The sequence below is a fragment of the Amycolatopsis sp. cmx-11-12 genome (assembly GCF_046269425.1).
Taxonomy (GTDB): Bacteria; Actinomycetota; Actinomycetes; order Mycobacteriales; family Pseudonocardiaceae; genus Amycolatopsis.
This window is the reverse complement of sequence record NZ_JADNQM010000036.1, coordinates 19,888-37,431: the sequence shown is the minus strand read 5'-3', so window position 1 is coordinate 37,431 and position 17,544 is coordinate 19,888. Positions and strand designations below refer to the sequence as shown.

Sequence of the window (17,544 nt, the reverse complement as noted above, 5' to 3'; positions counted from 1 at the left end):
CACCGCGAACGCGCGAGGAGCCAGAAGTGACCGTGCCGAAGCTTGCCCTGACCGAGAACGCCGAAGCGGCGCTTGCCAAGACGCGCGCCGACGTCGTCGTCATCGGAACCCTGCAGGGTGAGGACGGCCTGGCGCTCGCCGCCGGCTCCTCCGTTGCCGACTCCGCCTTCGACGGCAAACTCGCCGACGTCCTCGGCACCCTCGGCGCGTCCGGCAAGGCCGACGAGATCGTCAAGGTCCCGACGCTGGGCAAACTGTCCGCCGGTGTCGTACTGGCCGTCGGCCTCGGCAAGGCGGGCGCGGACGGCGTCACCGCCGAGCAGGTCCGCCGGGGTGCCGGTGCCGCCGCGCGGGCGCTGAGCGGAACCGAGCGCGCGTTCGTCACGCTGTCGGCGATCGACCTGCAAGCCGCCGTCGAGGGCACCGCGCTCGGCGCGTACACCTTCACCGAGTACCGCTCCGACAAGGGCGATGGTCCGGTCGCGAAGGTCGACTTCGTGAGCCCCGAAGAGGGCACCGCCAAGGACCACAAGGCGACGCTGAAGGCCGCCACCCTGATCGCGGAGTCGGTGATCATCGCCCGCGACCTGATCAACACCCCGCCGAACGACCTGTTCCCGGCCTCCTTCGCCGACCGCGCGAAGACACTGGCCGAGGCGAACAACCTCGAGTTCGAGGTCCTCGACGAGAAGGCGCTCAAGCGCAAGGGCTTCGGCGGCATCCTCGGCGTCGGCGGCGGTTCCTCGCGCCAGCCGCGGCTGCTGCGTCTCGCCTACAAGCCGGCGAAGGCGTCGAAGAAGGTCGCGCTGGTCGGCAAGGGCATCACCTTCGACTCGGGCGGCATCTCGATCAAGCCCGCCGCGAACATGGACCACATGACCTCGGACATGTCGGGCGCGGCCGCCGTGCTCGCCTCCGTGGTGCTGGCCGCGAAGCTGAAGTACCCGCTCGAGGTCGTCGCGCACATCCCGCTGGCGGAGAACCTGCCCTCGGCCACCTCGTACCGGCCGGGCGACGTGCTCAGCATGTACGGCGGCAAGACCGTCGAGGTGCTCAACACCGACGCCGAAGGCCGCCTCGTGCTGGCCGACGCGATCGTGCGCGCGGGCGAGGAGAACCCCGACTACCTGATCGAGACCTCGACGCTGACCGGCGCTCAGGTCGTCGCACTGGGCAACCGCACCGCGGGTGTCATGGGCTCGGACGAGTTCCGCGACCGCGTCGCTTCGATCGCGCAGGCGACCGGTGAGGGCGGCTGGGCCATGCCGCTGCCGGAGGAACTGCGCGCCGACCTCGACTCGCGCCTTGCCGACCTGGCCAACGTCACCGGGCACCGCTGGGGCGGCATGCTCGCCGCGGGCGTCTTCCTGCGCGAGTTCGTCGCCGACGGCCTGCCCTGGGCGCACATCGACATCGCGGGCCCGTCGTTCAACACCGCCGGGGTGTGGGGTTACACCGGCAAGGGCGGCACCGGTGTCCCGGTGCGCACCATCGCCGCGGTGCTGGCGGACATCGCCGCCAACGGCTGATCGGTTCGCCAGGCCAAGTACATGAAGGCCCCCTTACTTGCGCCTAGCGCAAGTAAGGGGGCCTTCATGTACTTGTGACAACCGGCGGCGCTCCGGACCGCATCACGGCGCAGGTGGGAGCGGAGTGTCCACCACCAGGTCGAACGCCAGCCCACTCGAGCCCTCTCCCCGGCCGACACCGCGCCGCGCGCTGAGCCAGACGACGGCGCGGCCGTCGTGCCACCGCGTCCGGTTGTAGGCGAGGGTGACCCGCGTGCCCGCCCTCGTCACTTCCTCTTCGTGGACGAAGTACTGCGGCTTCTCGGTGGCCGCTCGTTCGTCGAGGCCTACCCGGAGCAGGCTCGTGCGCGGCTTCACGGGGGTCGCGTCGACCACGCTCGGCATCGCCGCCCGCTGCAACCGGATCTCGCGGTTGTCCCCCGGTTCGTGCACCGGGATGAACGGGATCCAGTGTCCTGGCACGGAGTTCATCGCGAAGTAAGAGATCGGCGCGCGCGGCGGGTCTTCGGCAGCCGTCGCGGGGTTCGCGTCGTGCAGCCGCTGCCGGAACGTCGTGACTTCCGCGGCCGCCTCGCTCCCTCGGCGTGGTTCGCCGATGGGCGTGGTGACGGTCTGCTCGATCCCCCAGACGAGGTTCGCGTTCTCGTCCCGGATCAGCAGGACCTCCTCCAGCGCGGATCCCTCGGCCACCTTCGGCACGCTCGGCGGGAGCAGCAGGTCCGTGTCCGCCCGGATGTCTTCGACGCCGATGGTGTCCAGGGTGAACATCGACCACCGCTTCCAGTCCTCGTCGCGCCCGTCGCCCGCCGGGGTGATCCACTGCTTCTCCCCGAAGACATCGGTGACGACCAGTCCCTGGATCCTGGACAGCGTGCCGACGGGCAGGTCGCACGGCACTTGGTACCAGTCGTTGGAGAAGACCAGCGCGAATTCGAGGAAGATCAGCCGGGCGAGATCGGTGCTGTCCGGGCGGACCGCGGCGAAGTTGGTCTTCCCGTCCTCCTGCGCCCACCAACGCGGCAACGGCATCCCGGAATAGCGGACCGGGGCGGGGAAGACCGTCCGGGTGAGCGTCGGTTCCGGCGGTTTGGTCCCGCCGAGCGGGTTGAGGGGATCGACCGAAAAGGCGTGCCACTCCAGGGTGCCGCCGGGGTACTCGGGGGCGGTGAGTTTCTTCTCCCCGCCCGGCACCGACGCGGCCGCCGAGAACCGGTGCTCGAGCCTGCCCGGATCCCAGGTCGCGTCGGACGGCGACGGCTGGTCGATGAGCTTCTCGTACCAGGTGACCAGCCGCTTCCCCAGTTTCCGCACCGTTTCGCGGAACAGGAGGAGCCCTTCGGCGGCGTCACCTCCGGCCTTGAGGTACTGGTAGAACAGGTAGCCGTCCATCCGGCGCCCGGAGATCGCCTGCATCGTGGCCCAGACCTCGGGATGCGCCAGCTTCGCGACGTCGTCGGCCCGCGCGGGATCGGGCAGCGCGATGGGATATCGCTCGATATAGAACTTCTTGAACCCCAGCACCTGGCCGAGCGGAAGGTAGCCGTCCAGCAGTTTCAGCCACTGGCGGCCGATCGCCAGCCTCAGGTCGAAGGCGACTTTCTCGCTTCCCGGGGTGCCGTACGCCAGCGGCGGCCGCCGCCGCTCCGCGACCGTCTCGAGTGGACGGTCGGGCAGCAGGTCCTGGGGTTGCCCTTGCGGTGCCTTGAACCGGGTGGGGCGCGACGGCGAGACGGCGTAGGTGACGGTGACCGGGCTCCCCGCGTTCGCGCCGCGGAACTCGCCCAGCTGCCACTGCCGCGTGAGCATCCACAACGGATCCCGGACTTCCGCCCGCAGCGCCCGGTCGAAGCCGACGGTGCGTGGCCTGCCCTCCAACCGGTTCCACACCCCGACGGCCGGGATGGCGCGGGTGGCGAGTTCTTCGGCGAACGAACGTGTTTCGGTCATGACGTGGCCTTCCAGCGCAGGACGGCGGCGGCGAGATCGGTGCTGACGGTGACCTGATCGCGGGCCGAGGACATCACCGTCGCCGGGAGCAGGTGTCCCAGTTCGGTGCCCTCCAGGTGATCCGGTTCGACAGCACGGGTCTTCGCCAGGCCGAACGTTTCCGTGATCGCCTCGACCAGCAGCTCCGGGGTCCAGTTCCCACCGGGGTCCAGCACCGGCGGGACGACGAGCAACATGGTCTGCGGCGGTTCGGAATCCGGTCCGTCGTAGTGCAGCGCGATCCCGGTGGTCTCGCGGACGGCGGGGATCACCTCGGTCCATTCGTCGAGCAGGAGCCCGCATTGGTTTTCGTCGCCGAGCGAGGTCTTGTAGTGCGCGGTGTACAGCAGCCTGTCCTGGTCGAGTTGTTCATCCACTTTGGACGGATCGAAGAACTCCATGGCCAGCCAGTGGTCGTCCTCGGCGTAGGGCAGCTGGACCGGGGTCAGTCCCGGTTCCTCCCAGCCCAGGATCTCGGTGCCGAGCAGTCCGCCAGGCGCGAGCAGCGCGCCGGCCAATTGCACCGTTTTCTCCCACAGGCGAGGCTTTTCGCGCACCCGCGCCATCCCGTGCAGCCAGTCGTCCACCGGGAGGTCGCGGCCCTTCGGGTCATCGATGTTCTTGGGCTTCAGGTGGGCGACGAGGCGCCCGCTGTCGGCGCGCGCGTCCCGCCAGCGGTCGAGGACGTCCTCGGACGGGGTGAATTCGGGGACCACGAGGACGTCCTCGCCGAGCAGTGCCTTGAGGACGTCGATCCCGGCCCGCACCCGATCCGGGCCGGTGACGGCCTTGTCGCGGATCGCCAACAGTTTCTCGGCGGTCTGTTTCCGGCCACCCTCGCCGAGCAGTTCGGCCTCCAGCTTCCCCGCTCGTGCCAGCAGTTCCCTGCCGTAGCCGACGACCTGGTCCTCGAACGGCTTCAGCGAGAGACCCGCCGGGTCGATGTCGTCCAGTGGCAGCCGGCGCGTCACGTCGGCGAGCAATCCGCTCAGCGTCGGTTCCGACGTCTCCTTGAAGTCGGCCAAACGGTCGAGCCGGTTCGCGAACGCGGTGCGCGCCGAACGGACCCGAACCCGCATCCGGAACGGAGTCGTTTCCCGCGGCGCGGGTTTGGTGACGAGCAACCGCTCCGCCTGCTCCAGAATCCTGAACCGTTCGGCGTCCGATGTGGACGGTGGCAGGTCCTCGTACTGGACCAGCAGCGCGTTCGCGGCCGTGAGCGCTCGGTCCATCCGGCCCGCCACCTCGGCGACGGCGGCGAGGACCGCGGCGAAAACACCGCCCCGCCACAGCGAAAGCTCACCCCAGCCGCTGACCACGACACCGAAGTCACCCCCGGCCTTGGCCAGTTTCGCGTACCGGGCGAGGAAGTCGTCGATCTCCTCGAGGATTTCGGCGCGGGCAGGTTCGCCGCCCGCCGGGTAGTGCGCGCCGAGATCGGCCAGGAATTCGGTGACGTCACCGCCGAGATCCGTCAGCGATTCCAGCACCGCGGCCTGCCGTTCCCGGCTCAGCGACACGGCGTCGTCGGCCGCGCGGTCGACGCGCGCGGTACCGGCCGCGGGGATCAGGTCGGTCGGCCGCAGGGGCCGGGCCGTCGTCAGCAGCGAGCGCAGGGAACCGATGAGCGGGGACAGCTCGAAGAAGCTGACCTTGCGGTCGATCCGTCGCGTGTAATGGATTTCGAGTTTGGCGTCCGGACGCGGCCGCGCCTTCTCGATGACCACGCCGAGGATCCGGTCGTCGAGATCGGTCGCCTCGGCGTTCTCCGCCGGAGGCACCGCCCACAGCAGGTCGATCCGCTGCAACCCCAGCTCGGCCTGGGTCACCACACGGCTGTCCGGCTCGACCTCCTCCGGCCGCGCCGGATCCTTCCAGGTGACCAGCGCGGCCACCTCGGACGGCGACGGCAGCACGTCTGCCAGCCACTGGTTCACCGCCGGTTCGGCCCTGGCCCTCGGGTTGTTCCGGCCCAGCAGCGGCGCGCCGTGGTCGGGACCGAGGCGGGGAGTGAACTGGAGCCCCAGCCGGTGGGTGAGCGTGGTCCCGCTGCGCGGGGTCTCGACCACCGCGGGTTCGGGGAGGACACCGCCTTTCGCGTAGGAGTCCAGCGTTGCCGACGCGCGTTCGGTGTTGCCTTGCAGCACCTGGTGCGCGCCCTCCGCGACGACGAGGTCGGCCAGCGCGTCGTGGGCGTTGCGCAGGGCATCGACCTCCGTGCCGATGTCCGCCAGCTCGCCAGGGTCGGTGACCCCGGGCAGGCCGTCGATCTTGTACGGGTAGACCCGGTCGTCCTTCTCCAAGGTGTCCACGTAACGGATCAGGGCGAGGCCGTCGATGACGTTGCGTGCCTCGATCTGCTCGATGCTCGTCGGCAGGCCCGGTCCCTCGGGCGTCGGAACCGTGTCGGTGATCTTGTTCGCCCGCAAGGGGAACTTCAACCGGAGCCCGGCGATGATCTTGTCGAGCCCGACCCGCCGGTCGTGCAGCCCGCGTTCGAAGCGGTAGCCCAGCAGCGCGCCGGGCGACTGGCCCTGCCGCATCCCGTCCAAAAGGGACACCGCGACGCGGACCCGGTTCGCGCTCAGGTTCACCGCGAACGTGCTGTCCTCGCGTTGCTTGCCGTTGGCGAGGAAACCCGCTCGCAGCACCGCCGCCGTCCGCGCGTGGGCCGGCGACGGCGCGTGGACGTAGCCACCGTTGTTCTCGTCGTACGGCAACGGCTCGGTGCCGAAGATCGGGGGCAAGCCGGCGGGAAGATCCTTAGTGGCCGGTGCCGGACCACGGGTGATGTTCTCCAGCCAGCCGTACGCGCCCAGGTGCAGGCCCCGTTTCGGGGCGCCGCCACCGGGATCGCGGCGCAGTTCGGCCAGCCGTTCGTTGACCAGTCCCAGCCGCCAGGCGTCGAGCCGGTAGGTGGCACAGTCGAGGTGCTCGGCGAACACCCGCTCCAGCCGTGCCGTTGGCAGGTCCGCGAGCAGTCCGACCGCGGCGAGCTGTTCGGTCAGATCCGCGGCGGTGGGACTCGTGTCCAGCACCGTGCGCAGATGTTCGTGCACCAGCTTGCCGGGATCGATCGCCGGATCCGTCGAATACAGCTGGCGGTACCGGCTTTCGCTGGGCTCGTCGGAGACCTCGACGTGGATGAACGGGGCGTCGCGGACGTCCGGGACGTCGGCACCGGGTGTGGTCAGGGCGAGGCGTCGCCCGGCCTCGGCGGCGCCGAGCAGCACGGCGTGCCGCGCCAGCAGGTACAGCAACGCCGTCGGCAGGACGTTGTCGGTGAAACCCTTCTCCTCACGCACCGTGTCGAGGTCGCTCTTCCCGTAGTGAGCCAGCCAGGCCAAGTAGTTGCCTTCAGGCGCGTACTTCCGGATCTTGTCCACTTCGGACAGTGGCCGATCGTCGACGACCGGCAGCTTCAGCGGCTGGACCGCCTCGTCGAACACCCGCCGCAGCAGGTCGGGATCACCGGTGTGGTGTCCGAACCGGGCCAGCGTCTCCCGCAGCGGCGCGCTGAGCAGCTCTTCGAGCCGTTCGGCGAACTCGCGCCCCGCGCCACGCCGGTTCTCGCCGTTGAACAGGTCTTCGACACTCAGGGCCTCGCGGCCGTGGTACTCGGCCGACGTCGGATGCAGTGCGAGGATGTCGAGCAGTTTCTGGTGCGGATCCCCGCCGGTCGAATCGAGGTACTGGACTTGCCCGAGCGCGGCCTGCCAGTGCACGGCCGCCTGCTTGAGGATCTCGTTCAACGCCGTCCGGTGCGGCGCGGTGGCGGGAAAGGCGAGTTTGGTGAACACCGTCGTCGGCAGGATCCCGTATGGCTGCCTGCCGATCTTGACCACGGGCAGCGGGCCGCGCCCGGAAACGTGGGACAGGAAGAACTGCCGAGTCAGCGCGATCTGTTCCTCGGTCAGCACTCCGTTGAGCAACGCGGGAAGGTAGTAGCCCCAGGTGGCGGGCCACAACGCGGTATGCGCCGCGCGGGCGTCGCGGCGATCCCGGCCCTCGGCGTTCGGCACTCCGGCCAGTACCGCCGGGTCGAGGCCGAGCAGTTCGGCGAACCACTCACCGTCGGTCTTGGTGGTCCAGTCCTCGGCGGCCGCGAATCCGGCCGCGGTGGCGAGCGCGGGCCCTGAACTCTGGCCCGCTGACGCCTGCTCGGAGTTGTTTGTCGGGGTTCCCTGCGGCAGGAAGGCGAATCCGGCGGAGGTGCGAACCTGGTCGGCGATCAGCCCGCCCCACTCGGACGCCGACTTCTCCGGTGTCGCCTGTTCCCGGAGACCGAGCACGACGAGCCTGTCGAGACCTTCCTCGAAGGCAGGCTCGAGACCGATCCGGATGCCCATCCCGACTTCTTCGGCCGCTGTGAAGTCGGTCAGCCACTTCAGGGCTTCCGGGATCCGCAGCGCGCCGGTCTCCTCGGTGACCTTGAGCTGTTCGTCCTTGTCCGCCCCCGGATCGGGGCTGACCGCGAGTTCGGGTTTGACCGGCTCACCGCTCACCGCGAACACGCGCGTGCCACCGACGTAGCCGAACGCGGTGAACTTGTCCGGGAGCAGTTTCGCGGTCGCCGCAACGGTCCACGACTCCTCCGCGATCTCCGCCGGAGCCGGCGGCACGAGCTGAAGGAACGCCACGATCACGACGTCGTCAGGAGCCGAGCGCGCACTGTCCACACCGGACGGACGACGGGCGCGGATCGTACCCGTCCGCCCAGCCCCGACGGCGGCGAGCAACGCGATGTCGGCGTCCCGCAGTTTTTCGGGGTCACCGCGCGCCTTCCAGACGGCCGTCCAGTACGTCACCGTCGGCGGGCGGTCCTGCGCCGTGACGGGCTGGGCCGTGACGACCACCAGAATCGCCGTACCGCCGCCGACCCCGGTCGGCTGATCCGCCGGGTTGGCGGGCTTGTGGTTCTCCAACAGCCAGGCGGCCCGCCCGGAGGGAACCCGCGCGACGAGCCGCTGCCACGCCGCCTGTTCGCCGACCGGGGATCCCCCGGAGGCCCAGATGCTGGTCCAGTACGCGTCGAGCGCGGCGAGTTCGGCCCGGGTCGGTTTGGCTTCGAACTTGTCCACCGACCACTCGTCGGGGAACACCCGGATGAGCAGTTCCCGGCCGACGTACCGGGTTTCGACGCGCACCGGCCCGAGCAGCACCGGGAAATCAAGGTTGAGGTCGTTCATCCCGCAACATCTCCTGTGCGTGCACGGCCACCAGAACCGGTGCCTGGAAAAGGATGTAGGCGACGTCAGCTGCGCTGACGCCGGGCGCCCACTCGGTGATGAACTCGTCGTCCTCGCGCTGCCGGATCTTCTCCCGGTCTTCCGTTTCGAGGAGTTCGTCGAGGTGGACCACGACCCCGCCGTCGAACCGGACGAACCCGCTGCCGGGGGTCCCTGGATCGAGGTGTCCCCAGGTGACGTCGTTCCACACCTCGACTTCGGGCAGTGCGCCGGGTGGCGGATCGTCCAAGCCGAACCGCGGATCGCCGGGCCGCTCCTTGATCACGAAGAACCAGCCGAGCTTGTCGGGCCCGCCTCTCCGGGCCTCGTCCTCGCCCAGCGGGAACCCGAGCAGGTACAGGTCCGGGGAGACCTTGGCCTCGTAGATCGGCAGCCGCACCAGTTTGTCGCTCAGCGGGACATTCGCCGGGATGGGCGCGATGGTGCGCTCGCCGGACCGGTCCTCGGTGCCGTCGTCCTTCAGCGGCCAGACAGCCTTGTGCGCGTAGATCGACACGTTCGGATACTTCTTGAGCAGTTCGCCGCGGATCACCAGGACCAGGTCCTTGCCTTGTTTCCCGCCCGGCTCGGGCGGAAGACGGCGGTGGTTGTTCTCGCCGAGCTTCGTGGTCTTGGTCCAGCGATGCAGCGGCGGGATGTCGTAAAGCCGTTCCCGCCACGCTTCCCGTGACTCGCCCGGCTCCAGCACCACCGGCCGCGGGTCCCAGAACTGGCGGAACGGCGTGCCGCGCTGGTCGGTCGGGAACTCGCGCCAGAGCAGTTCCCGCGCCATTTCGTGGTTGAGCCCGATCAGGTAGGACTCGATGAACTGGCGGTTGTTCTCCAGCAGGGTGATCGAATTCTCCGGCAGGAGCCCGATGTTCGGCACGAAGGTCTCGACCGAGAACTTCAGCAGCTCTTCGTACATCGGCATGTCGAACACCGGATAGGCGAGGATTTCGACCAGATCGTCCAAGTCGCCCATGGCGATCCGCAGCCGCTCCGGCAGGTTCATCGACGCGGCCAGGTTCTCCAGCACGGTCTTCTCCGCGCGCAGGCCGTCGAGCATGTCGTCGATGGTCTCGATCACGCCGAGTTGTTCGTCGACGGGATCGGCCGCGACTTCGCGCCGGGGCACTCCGAGCGAGGCGATGGTGACCGGCGGTCCGCCCTTGGGCCGGGCGGCGAAGACCTCTTCCCGGTCGATCCGGTCCACCAGCAGGTCGAACTGACTTCCCGACGGCAGCAGCCGTTTGCGCAGCCGCGAGCCCGGCCGGGTGATCCGGCGCATCGGCGCGGACATCGGTGCGGCGGCGACCCGGCTTCTGTCCACTTTGTACCCGACGGCGAACAGCTCCGGCTTGTCACCCTCGGCGGCGGCTCGCGCGAACGCGGTCGCGGCCCGTTCGACCACCCGTCCGTGCGCGGGCGCCGTCAGCGCCAGCACCTTCGCGGGCACCGACTGGTCTTCGGCGGACGACGCGACCGGCCGCTTGGGAGCGAACGGCTTGACATGCTTGCCGTGCAAGGCGTTCCCGATCTGGCGGCCCAGCAGAGCGGCGCGGATGAGCGCGTTCGCCCGCTGGATGTCACCGAGCTGGTTCCACGCGGCCGCCATGAATTCCTCTTGCCGCGCTTGGACGACTTTGGTGCCGAACTGGGCGGCGGCGCGGTGCCGCGGGTCGAGGTTGAGCCGGTGCACCCAGTTGCGCAGCTGCTCGGGCGGTACCGGTTTCCCGTCCTCGGTCAGCAGTGTCCGCGTCAGCGACGGCCAGCAGCCGTACAGCGGCGGGGTGATCACCGGATCGGACTCGCCGGCCATGGCCGCTTCCGCGTTCGCGACCGTCGACGGCTTCTGCTGGTACGCGGTCGCCAGGTTGACGAACCCCGCCATCGCCCGCTGCCACTGATTCGGATACGGCGACACCGGCTTGGTGTGGTAGCCGTCCCAGTTCTCGAACTGGTCCGGACAGTCGTCGGTGTCGGGGATCTGGAGCGCCCCGCCGAGTTTCAGCACTCCGTACGGTTGGGTCGGGGTGGTGAGCTCGGGCAGGTTGTAGATCTTGCGGTGCGCGTCCAGGTCACGCCTGCCGACCGGGTCGCCCGCCTCGTAGGGCTTGAGCAGCCGCACGAGGTATTCGAAATCGCCGACCGCGCTCGTGGTGAAGAACCAGCGGTGGTAGTACGGCAGCACGACATCGCCGGTTCCGTTGCCCCAGCTGGGTTTCGTCGCGAGGAGGTCTTCGGGCACGGGCTCGCCGAGCCCCGCCAGCCTGCCCGCTTCGAACGCGGGCACCAGGAAGGCGTGGTAGGTCGTGCTGGGCTTCAAATGCCGCGGGCAGAGCACCCGCGAGCACGCGCTGTCCGGTGCTTCGCGCAGCACCCGGCCCAGGTTTCCCAGCGTCCGCGCCATGTCCTCGCCGTCGACGGCGATCCTGCCGTCGAGCTCTCCGTTGACGTGGACGTGCGCCCACGCGCCGAGTTCTTTCGGCGGCTGGAGCGCCTGCGAGTTCTTCACGGTGACGAACGGCAGCGGCTTGTCCGGCAGGAGGCCGTCTTCGAATTCCACCGGGTTCTCGGACAGCACGATCAACGCGAGCCACGGTGCCAGCCGTTTCGTCGTGTCGTCCGGTTTCGCCGGGCTGTACCGCCAGGGGAACTCCTCTTGGTAGAACTCGATGTGAGCCAGGTAGTTCGGCTCGAAGTTGGTGATGCCCGGCCGCGGTTCGGTGCGGGAGATGGCGCGCGGGTCGACGCCGACGACGTCACCGGGCCCGTATAGCTTCACCGGCTCGGTGAAGTCCTGGCGCAGTGCGGGTTTGTTCTTCTCGAGCGCGTCGCCGGTCAGCCTCAGCCCGACCCCGATGGTCGCGCGCGGCCCCGCGACGTCGCCCTTGATCTGGGTGGTCAGCCCGGTGCGCAGCCACGGCAGGAAGGAGTAGGCGTTCGCGCTCACGAACCACTCCCGAACTTCTCGGCGGTCTTCGTCAGCTCGGTCTTCTGCGCCGCCGACGCCTGCCCGGTCCGCGCGATGCCGCCGGCGACGAGCACGGTGCTCCCGGAGGCCACGGCCGCGAAGCCCCACCGCCCTTCGGCCAGCCCTGGCAACGGTTTCCACTCACCCGCCTCGTAGCGCAGCGCGCTGCGGTATCCGGCCTCGTTCGCGAGGTCGTCGGCGCCCCCGAGGACGACGACCGCCCCCGCGCCGACGGCGACGGCCCGGTGGAAGGCCCGGCCGCCCGGCAGGGGTTTGGCATCCTTCCACGTGCCCGCAGGCCCGGTCAGCTCGAAGACTTCGGCGGTACCGCGGGCGAACGGGTCGAACGCGCCGTCTTCGGTCACCCCTGGAGCCTTACCACCGGTGACCAGCACGGAAGTGCCGGACAACGCCGTCGCCGTATGACCGCTCCTGGGATGGCGCATGGTCGCCGCGGGTGTCCATGACGGAGCTCCCGCAGCGGCTTCGGAGTCGTAGAGCTCGCAGAAGGCCAGCGCCGGGTCTTCGGCCGTGCCGACCGGCACGCTTCCCCCGCACATCAGCACCTTCTTGCCGAGGACCACCGCGGCGTGCCCGGTGCGCGCGTCGGTCATCTCCCCCGCCGTCGCCCAGGTCCCGGTGCCGGCCGGGTCGAACAGCTCTGCCGAGCGCAGCGCCACGGCCTTCCCGTCCGGCCGGAGCGTGCTTCCCCCGGCCACCAGCACCTTGCCGCCGACGAGCACCGCGCTGTGTCCCCAGCGGGCTGTCTTCATCGGCGTCGCGACCGAGGTCCACTTGTTCGTGGTCGGATCGAACAGCTCGGCCGTGGCGAGCGCGGGCCCGCCCGCGGCGCCGACCCCGCCGGTGATCAGCACTTTCCCGCCGGGCAACAGGGTCAGCGCGTGCAGTTGCCGCGCGGTGCCAAGGGGAAGGGGATCCGACCATTTCTCGGTCTCGAAGTCGAAGACCGCGCTCTGGATGACGCTAGCCGACAAGGCGTCCGCGCCTCCGGCGACGAGCGCTTTCTTGCCGCCTTCGAGCAGGACGGCGGCGTCGTGCTGGCCAGCCCAGGTCACGGCCGCCACGTAGTCGGGCGCGGTCGGTTCGGCCGCGAGCGTCGGACTGGTCATGGAAACGGTCCCTTCGCTGGTCATGGCAGGTAGATCTCGGCCGTCGCGGAGACTTCGGCGGGCTCCGGCCCCGGCGCGGAGGCCCCTGCCCGCACCAGACCGCCCGCGACGAACACGCGGCCATCGGCGAGGTCGACGGCCGGGAAATCCCAGCGGCCGTCGGCGGGGGCGCCGGTCGCCGTCCAGCCACCGGATTCGGGGTCGAAGGTCAGCGTGGCGCGGTAGCCCACGGTCGCGCCGGGACGGCCGACACCTCCGACGACGACCGCGCCGAGCGGCGTGGCGACGCAGCGGTGTCCGCTCCGGCCGCCGCCGGGCAGATCGTCGACCCGCTTCCAAGTTCGCTTGGCCGGGTCGTAGATCTCGGCCGTGGCAAGGCTTTCCGGCCGGTACGGGAGCCCTCCGGCCGCGTCGCCGCCGGTGACGAGCACCCGGCCGTCCGGCAGCACGGTCGCCTGGTGTCCTTTGCGGGCAACGGAGAGAGCGGCGGTCGAGAGCCACTCCTCCTTCTCGAGGTCGTAGATCTCGCAGGTGGCCAACGGCCGTTCGCCCTGCCCGGTCGGCACCGCGCCGCCGACGACCAGCACCCCGGTGGCCTTCCCGGTTTTGTCGTCGGTGAGGACGACGGCCTGGTGCCCGGCGCGGGCGTCGGTCATCGGGCGAACCGGAGTCCACTGGAGCGTGCGGGGATCCAGTACCTCGGCCGAGGCCAGTGCCGCGCCCCGTGCCGAGACGCCGCCCGCGACGAGCACCTGTGCGCCGATCGGCGTGGCGGTATGGCCGGACCGGGCGGTGGCCAGGTTCCCCGCGTCCGCCCAGGTCTTGGCGACCGGATCGAACACCTCGGCCGAGGCCAGCGGTACCCCGTCCGCGCCGAGTCCGCCCGCCGCCACGACCCTGCCGTCACCGAGCCGCGCCGTGCCGTGCCGCCGCCTGGCGGCCTTCAACTGCCGGACGCCTGCCTCCCAGCTCACCGCGATCGGGTCGAACAACGCAGTGGTTGTCACGGGCTTCCCGAACGCGTCAGCCCCGCCGGCGACGAGCACCTTGCCCGCGGCGAGGCGGACCGCGTCCGCCCCGGAAACCGGCGACGACGGCTTGCCCGCGGGCGACCAGGTGCCCGGCTCGGCCACCCCTGCGCCCCCGGCCTCGGTGCGGCGCAGGACATGCAGCTGCCCGGCCAGGCTCGCGTCGACGGCGATCCAGCCCGCCATCGCGTCGGCCGCGCTCGCCTCGCTCCGGAAGTTCGCCAGCGTCGACCCGGTCTTCGACGGCGGGAACGCCTGGAGGTTGTTGCGGCGGTAGGCGACGACGAACCGATCACCGGGGACGCGCACCCGTCCGTCCGGGGTGAACGGCTGGCGCAACCGGGTTTCGTGCTGGGACAACGGTGAACGCGCGGTACTGCTGCCGTTGAGCAGTGTCCCGAACACCGCGGGCGGCGGGCTGTACAGCTTCGGCCCGGCGGGCGCCTTGACCGCCATCCGGACCCGGCGACGTCGCATACCGAGCGCGGGCACCGTTTCCGGCGGCTCATTGTCCACTATGTACAGTTCGTAGCGTGCGCTGCGGCGGACCGCCCTCGGCGACACGATGGCGCCCTTTTCGGCGACCAGCTCCAGCCCGGCGTTCTGATCCTCATACGCGGCACGAGAAAGTTTCGCCGCGTCGTCGGAATCCTGGAACTGGCCCATGGCGAACTTCTCGCCGGTGATCGACGCCCGTTCCATGCCTGCGCCAGGGAGCGGGACGACGCCGAACCGCTTGCCGTCACTGGGCCGCTGCGCGCCGATCCGGTCGATCCGGACGTCGAGCGGGATGGCGCGCTGGTGGATGAACAGCGAACCGAGCGGGTGCAGCACCAGGTCGTCGGTCCCCGGCAGCTGCCGCAAGGTGACCAGCGGGTTGAACCCCCCGGCAGGCAACCGGGTCTGCCAGCCCTCGGTCTTGCGGACCTCGGTCTCCAGCAGTTTGAGCACCTCGACCGGCGGCAGCGCCGTGTCGCGCTCTTCACCCCAGGTGATGTCGAAATCGGCCGAGATCTCGAAGAACAGCAAGGAGATCGACCCCCGGCCGTGCGCGCGCCACGGCGTCGGCCCCTCCAGCTGGAAGTCGAGGTCGATGCCGAACACACCGACCCCGAACGCCTTCAGCGAGACACCGGCGGAGATCTGGATGACGAACGAGAACGGCGAGAACCGGAACAGCGCGTCGAAGGCGAGATGCCCTTCGATGCCGAACCCGCCGAAGCCCAGCCGGACCTCGGCCTTGGCCCCGAACTGGGCGGTGTTGCTGGTGACCGCGAAGTAGCCGGACACGCGGATCAGCCGTCCCGGCGCGTTCAGGATGTCGATGGACAACCGCGGCGGTACGGGGAACGACAGGGGTGGCGGGGTGAAGGACGGGTGGAAACCGCCGACGCTGAGCACGAAGTCCGGGTTGTCGCTCCAATCGACGAGCAGGCCCATCCCGCCCTCGATGGTCATCGTCAGGATGCGCGAGTCGAAGAGCTGCGCGTAGAACCAGAGTCTCGACTTGTCGACTTCGAGCGCGCCGATGAAGTTGACCTGCAGCTTCAGCAGGGCGACGTCCTCACTGGGCAGCGCGCATTTCAGCACCCCGAGGATCGCGACGTTGCCGGGCGGGATCTCCACGATCACCCCGAGCGAGACGGTGACCAGCGCCGGTGTCCCCCAGCCGATCTTCGCCATCGGCCCGATCAGGAACCGGCCGTCCTCCGGCGGGAAGAATCGCCTGAGGTCGCTGATGATCCGCGGCGCGTTCGCGATGACGTCCTTGGGGAACATCACCGATTCGATGCCCCCGTTGACCACGCCGTCGAGCAGCGCGGCGAAGTCCATCCGGCGGTTGAGGCCGAGGACACCGCCGACCCCCAGCAGCGTGAACCCGAACCCGAGCTGGATACCGCCGCCCCCGAACTCGGTGGCGATCACGATCAGCAGCGAGAACCCGTCGGAACCGTCCGGCATCCGTGTGGTGATCAGCCCGATGGCCTTGAGCTCGACCAGCCCGGCGAACTCCAGCTCCAGCGCGCCCGCGTACTCGCCGCGATCCGGGTCGAAGTACAGGTAGCCGCCGCCGGAGACGATGCCGGCGTCGACCGACAGCCCGACCCCCTTCGGCGGTTTGAACCCGAGCGAGAGGTCGACCGGCCCCAGATTGCCGTCGTTGTCCGGTTTGAAGGCGAGGTCCGCGGTGAGCCCGATCTGCTCCACCACCGCCGTGATCGGCCCGAGTTCCGCCTTGAGCGTCGTCCCGAGCCCGATCGGGATGCCGTCACCCGACGGCGACGCGGAGATCGTGAAGCCCTGGATCTCGAGCGGCCCCAGCTTGAGGTGCGCCGCGAAGTTCGCCTCGAGATTGGCCGAACCGCGGAAGTAGAAGCCGTGCGCGTGCGAGATCCCGACGACGAGGTCACCGCCGACGGTGAACCCGCCGCCCGGGATCAGCTTTCCGATGAAGCCATCGGCTCCGCCCGGTGTGAAGACGAATTCGAGTCCCTTGATCTCGAACTCGGCGAAGACGTCCACGCCGTCGGCGATCCGGACACCGCCGGTCGCGCCGATCTTGCGGAACTGCAACCTGGTGCCGTCTTTCGAGCCGAGCAGCAAGGTCGGCCCGGCGTCGGGGCCGGTGCGCTCGACGATCACCTCGATGACGCCGTCAACGCGTTGGGGAGCCGGATTCTCCTTCTCGAAGCCGACGACGGTTTCGATCCCCTGACCGGGCCGGATTCTGAGTGCGACGCCGCCTTCGAGGTCGAGATCGCTGCGGATCATGAGCGTGAAATCCTCACCCAGTGGGATCGTCGCGGCGAGTTCACCCTCGAACGAAGGCAACAAAGCCAGTCCCGGCAAAGCGGCGCCGACGCCGGGCAGCGGGAGCAGTCGCAGCTCGAAGACCGCCGCCCGCGTGATCGGCTGGTCCTGGATCGCTTGCTCTTCGTCGTCGGGTAGCAGTTCGAACGCCAGTGCCCGGAACGCCCTGACCGGCGCGTCTCCCAGGGCCGGGGGGCCTTGGATCGCCTCCGCCACCTCCTCGTCGACGGTCTCGACGGTGACGGGCATCCCCATACTCACGAGGAGCCTGTCGATCTGTGACGACAGCCCCCGGTAGTCGAACTCTGCCTGCCCCCACCGGAATGCCCTGTTCAGCAACGCGGCGGGGTCGGACACCGCCATCGGGAGGTCGGCGAGGTCCAGCGCGAGCGCGTGGTGGGCGGACCGCTTCCCGGCCGGTGGCACGTAGCGGACCTTGATGACCCCCAAGGCGCGCAACACGAACGCGATCGGCGCGTGGAACCGCTGGAGGTAGGTGACGATCAGGTGGTCGATCAACTGGCCTGGGAACTTCTCGCGGAACCCGTCGGATCGCAGCGACTCGGGGATCGCGGAATCAGGCGCGTTCGCGATGCCACGGATCCCCTCGACCACGCCTTGGACCGCGCCGATCACCCGGCCGATGTCCCCGGAAGAGATCGATCCATCGCCCTGTACGCGGGTGAGCGCGTCGGAAAGCGTGTCCAGCGCGGAACCGATCGCCTTGACCGGCTGTGGAATGGTCTCCGCACGCCAGCCGAGCGTTCGCAGCAGTCCCGCGAACGCCTGCGGGGACGAAAGCCCGTCACGTAAAGGAAGAAGTGCCCGCCCGATCTCGGCGAGAAGCTTTTCCAC

At 69.7% G+C, this 17,544-nt stretch carries 6 protein-coding genes; 1 reads left to right on the top strand and 5 read right to left on the bottom strand.

Annotated elements, in window-relative coordinates; all coding sequences use genetic code 11:
- The first annotated feature begins 26 nt into the window (after positions 1 to 26).
- A complete protein-coding gene (locus tag ACLARN_RS35175; protein WP_409495785.1) occupies positions 27 to 1,529 on the top strand; it encodes a leucyl aminopeptidase in 1,503 nt (500 codons plus the stop codon).
- Positions 1,530 to 1,631: 102 nt separating this feature from the next.
- Here the strand turns inward: ACLARN_RS35175 and ACLARN_RS35170 are convergent, their stop codons facing one another.
- Genes ACLARN_RS35170 through ACLARN_RS35150 form a run of 5 tightly spaced genes read right to left on the bottom strand, consistent with a single transcriptional unit; the run spans position 1,632 to position 17,544 of the window.
- Entirely contained in the window at positions 1,632 to 3,476 is a 1,845-nt protein-coding gene (locus ACLARN_RS35170; protein ID WP_409495784.1) for a hypothetical protein, read from the bottom strand.
- Positions 3,473 to 8,704: a hypothetical protein gene (locus ACLARN_RS35165; RefSeq protein WP_409495783.1), complete on the bottom strand. Its 5,232-nt coding sequence runs from the start codon at positions 8,702 to 8,704 to the stop codon at positions 3,473 to 3,475. The genes ACLARN_RS35170 and ACLARN_RS35165 overlap by 4 nt, the downstream gene beginning before the upstream one ends.
- Positions 8,685 to 11,699 (bottom strand): hypothetical protein, encoded by a 3,015-nt coding sequence (locus tag ACLARN_RS35160; RefSeq protein ID WP_409495782.1) that lies wholly within the window; start codon positions 11,697 to 11,699, stop codon positions 8,685 to 8,687. Before ACLARN_RS35160 ends, ACLARN_RS35165 begins: the two co-directional genes overlap by 20 nt.
- Positions 11,696 to 12,850 carry a Kelch repeat-containing protein gene (locus ACLARN_RS35155; protein ID WP_409495781.1) on the bottom strand — a complete coding sequence of 385 codons (1,155 nt, stop codon included), beginning with the start codon at positions 12,848 to 12,850 and terminating at the stop codon, positions 11,696 to 11,698. The genes ACLARN_RS35160 and ACLARN_RS35155 overlap by 4 nt, the downstream gene beginning before the upstream one ends.
- A gap of 20 nt (positions 12,851 to 12,870) precedes the next feature.
- A complete protein-coding gene (locus ACLARN_RS35150; RefSeq protein WP_409495780.1) occupies positions 12,871 to 17,544 on the bottom strand; it encodes a DUF6603 domain-containing protein in 4,674 nt (1,557 codons plus the stop codon).

Bases quoted from the DNA above. Each gene is read 5' to 3' on its own strand.
- ACLARN_RS35170 (WP_409495784.1), bottom strand. From the start codon at position 3,476: ATGACCGAAACACGTTCGTTCGCCGAAGAACTCGCCACCCGCGCCATC.
- ACLARN_RS35165 (WP_409495783.1), bottom strand. From the start codon at position 8,704: ATGAACGACCTCAACCTTGATTTCCCGGTGCTGCTCGGGCCGGTGCGC.
- ACLARN_RS35155 (WP_409495781.1), bottom strand. From the start codon at position 12,850: ATGACCAGTCCGACGCTCGCGGCCGAACCGACCGCGCCCGACTACGTG.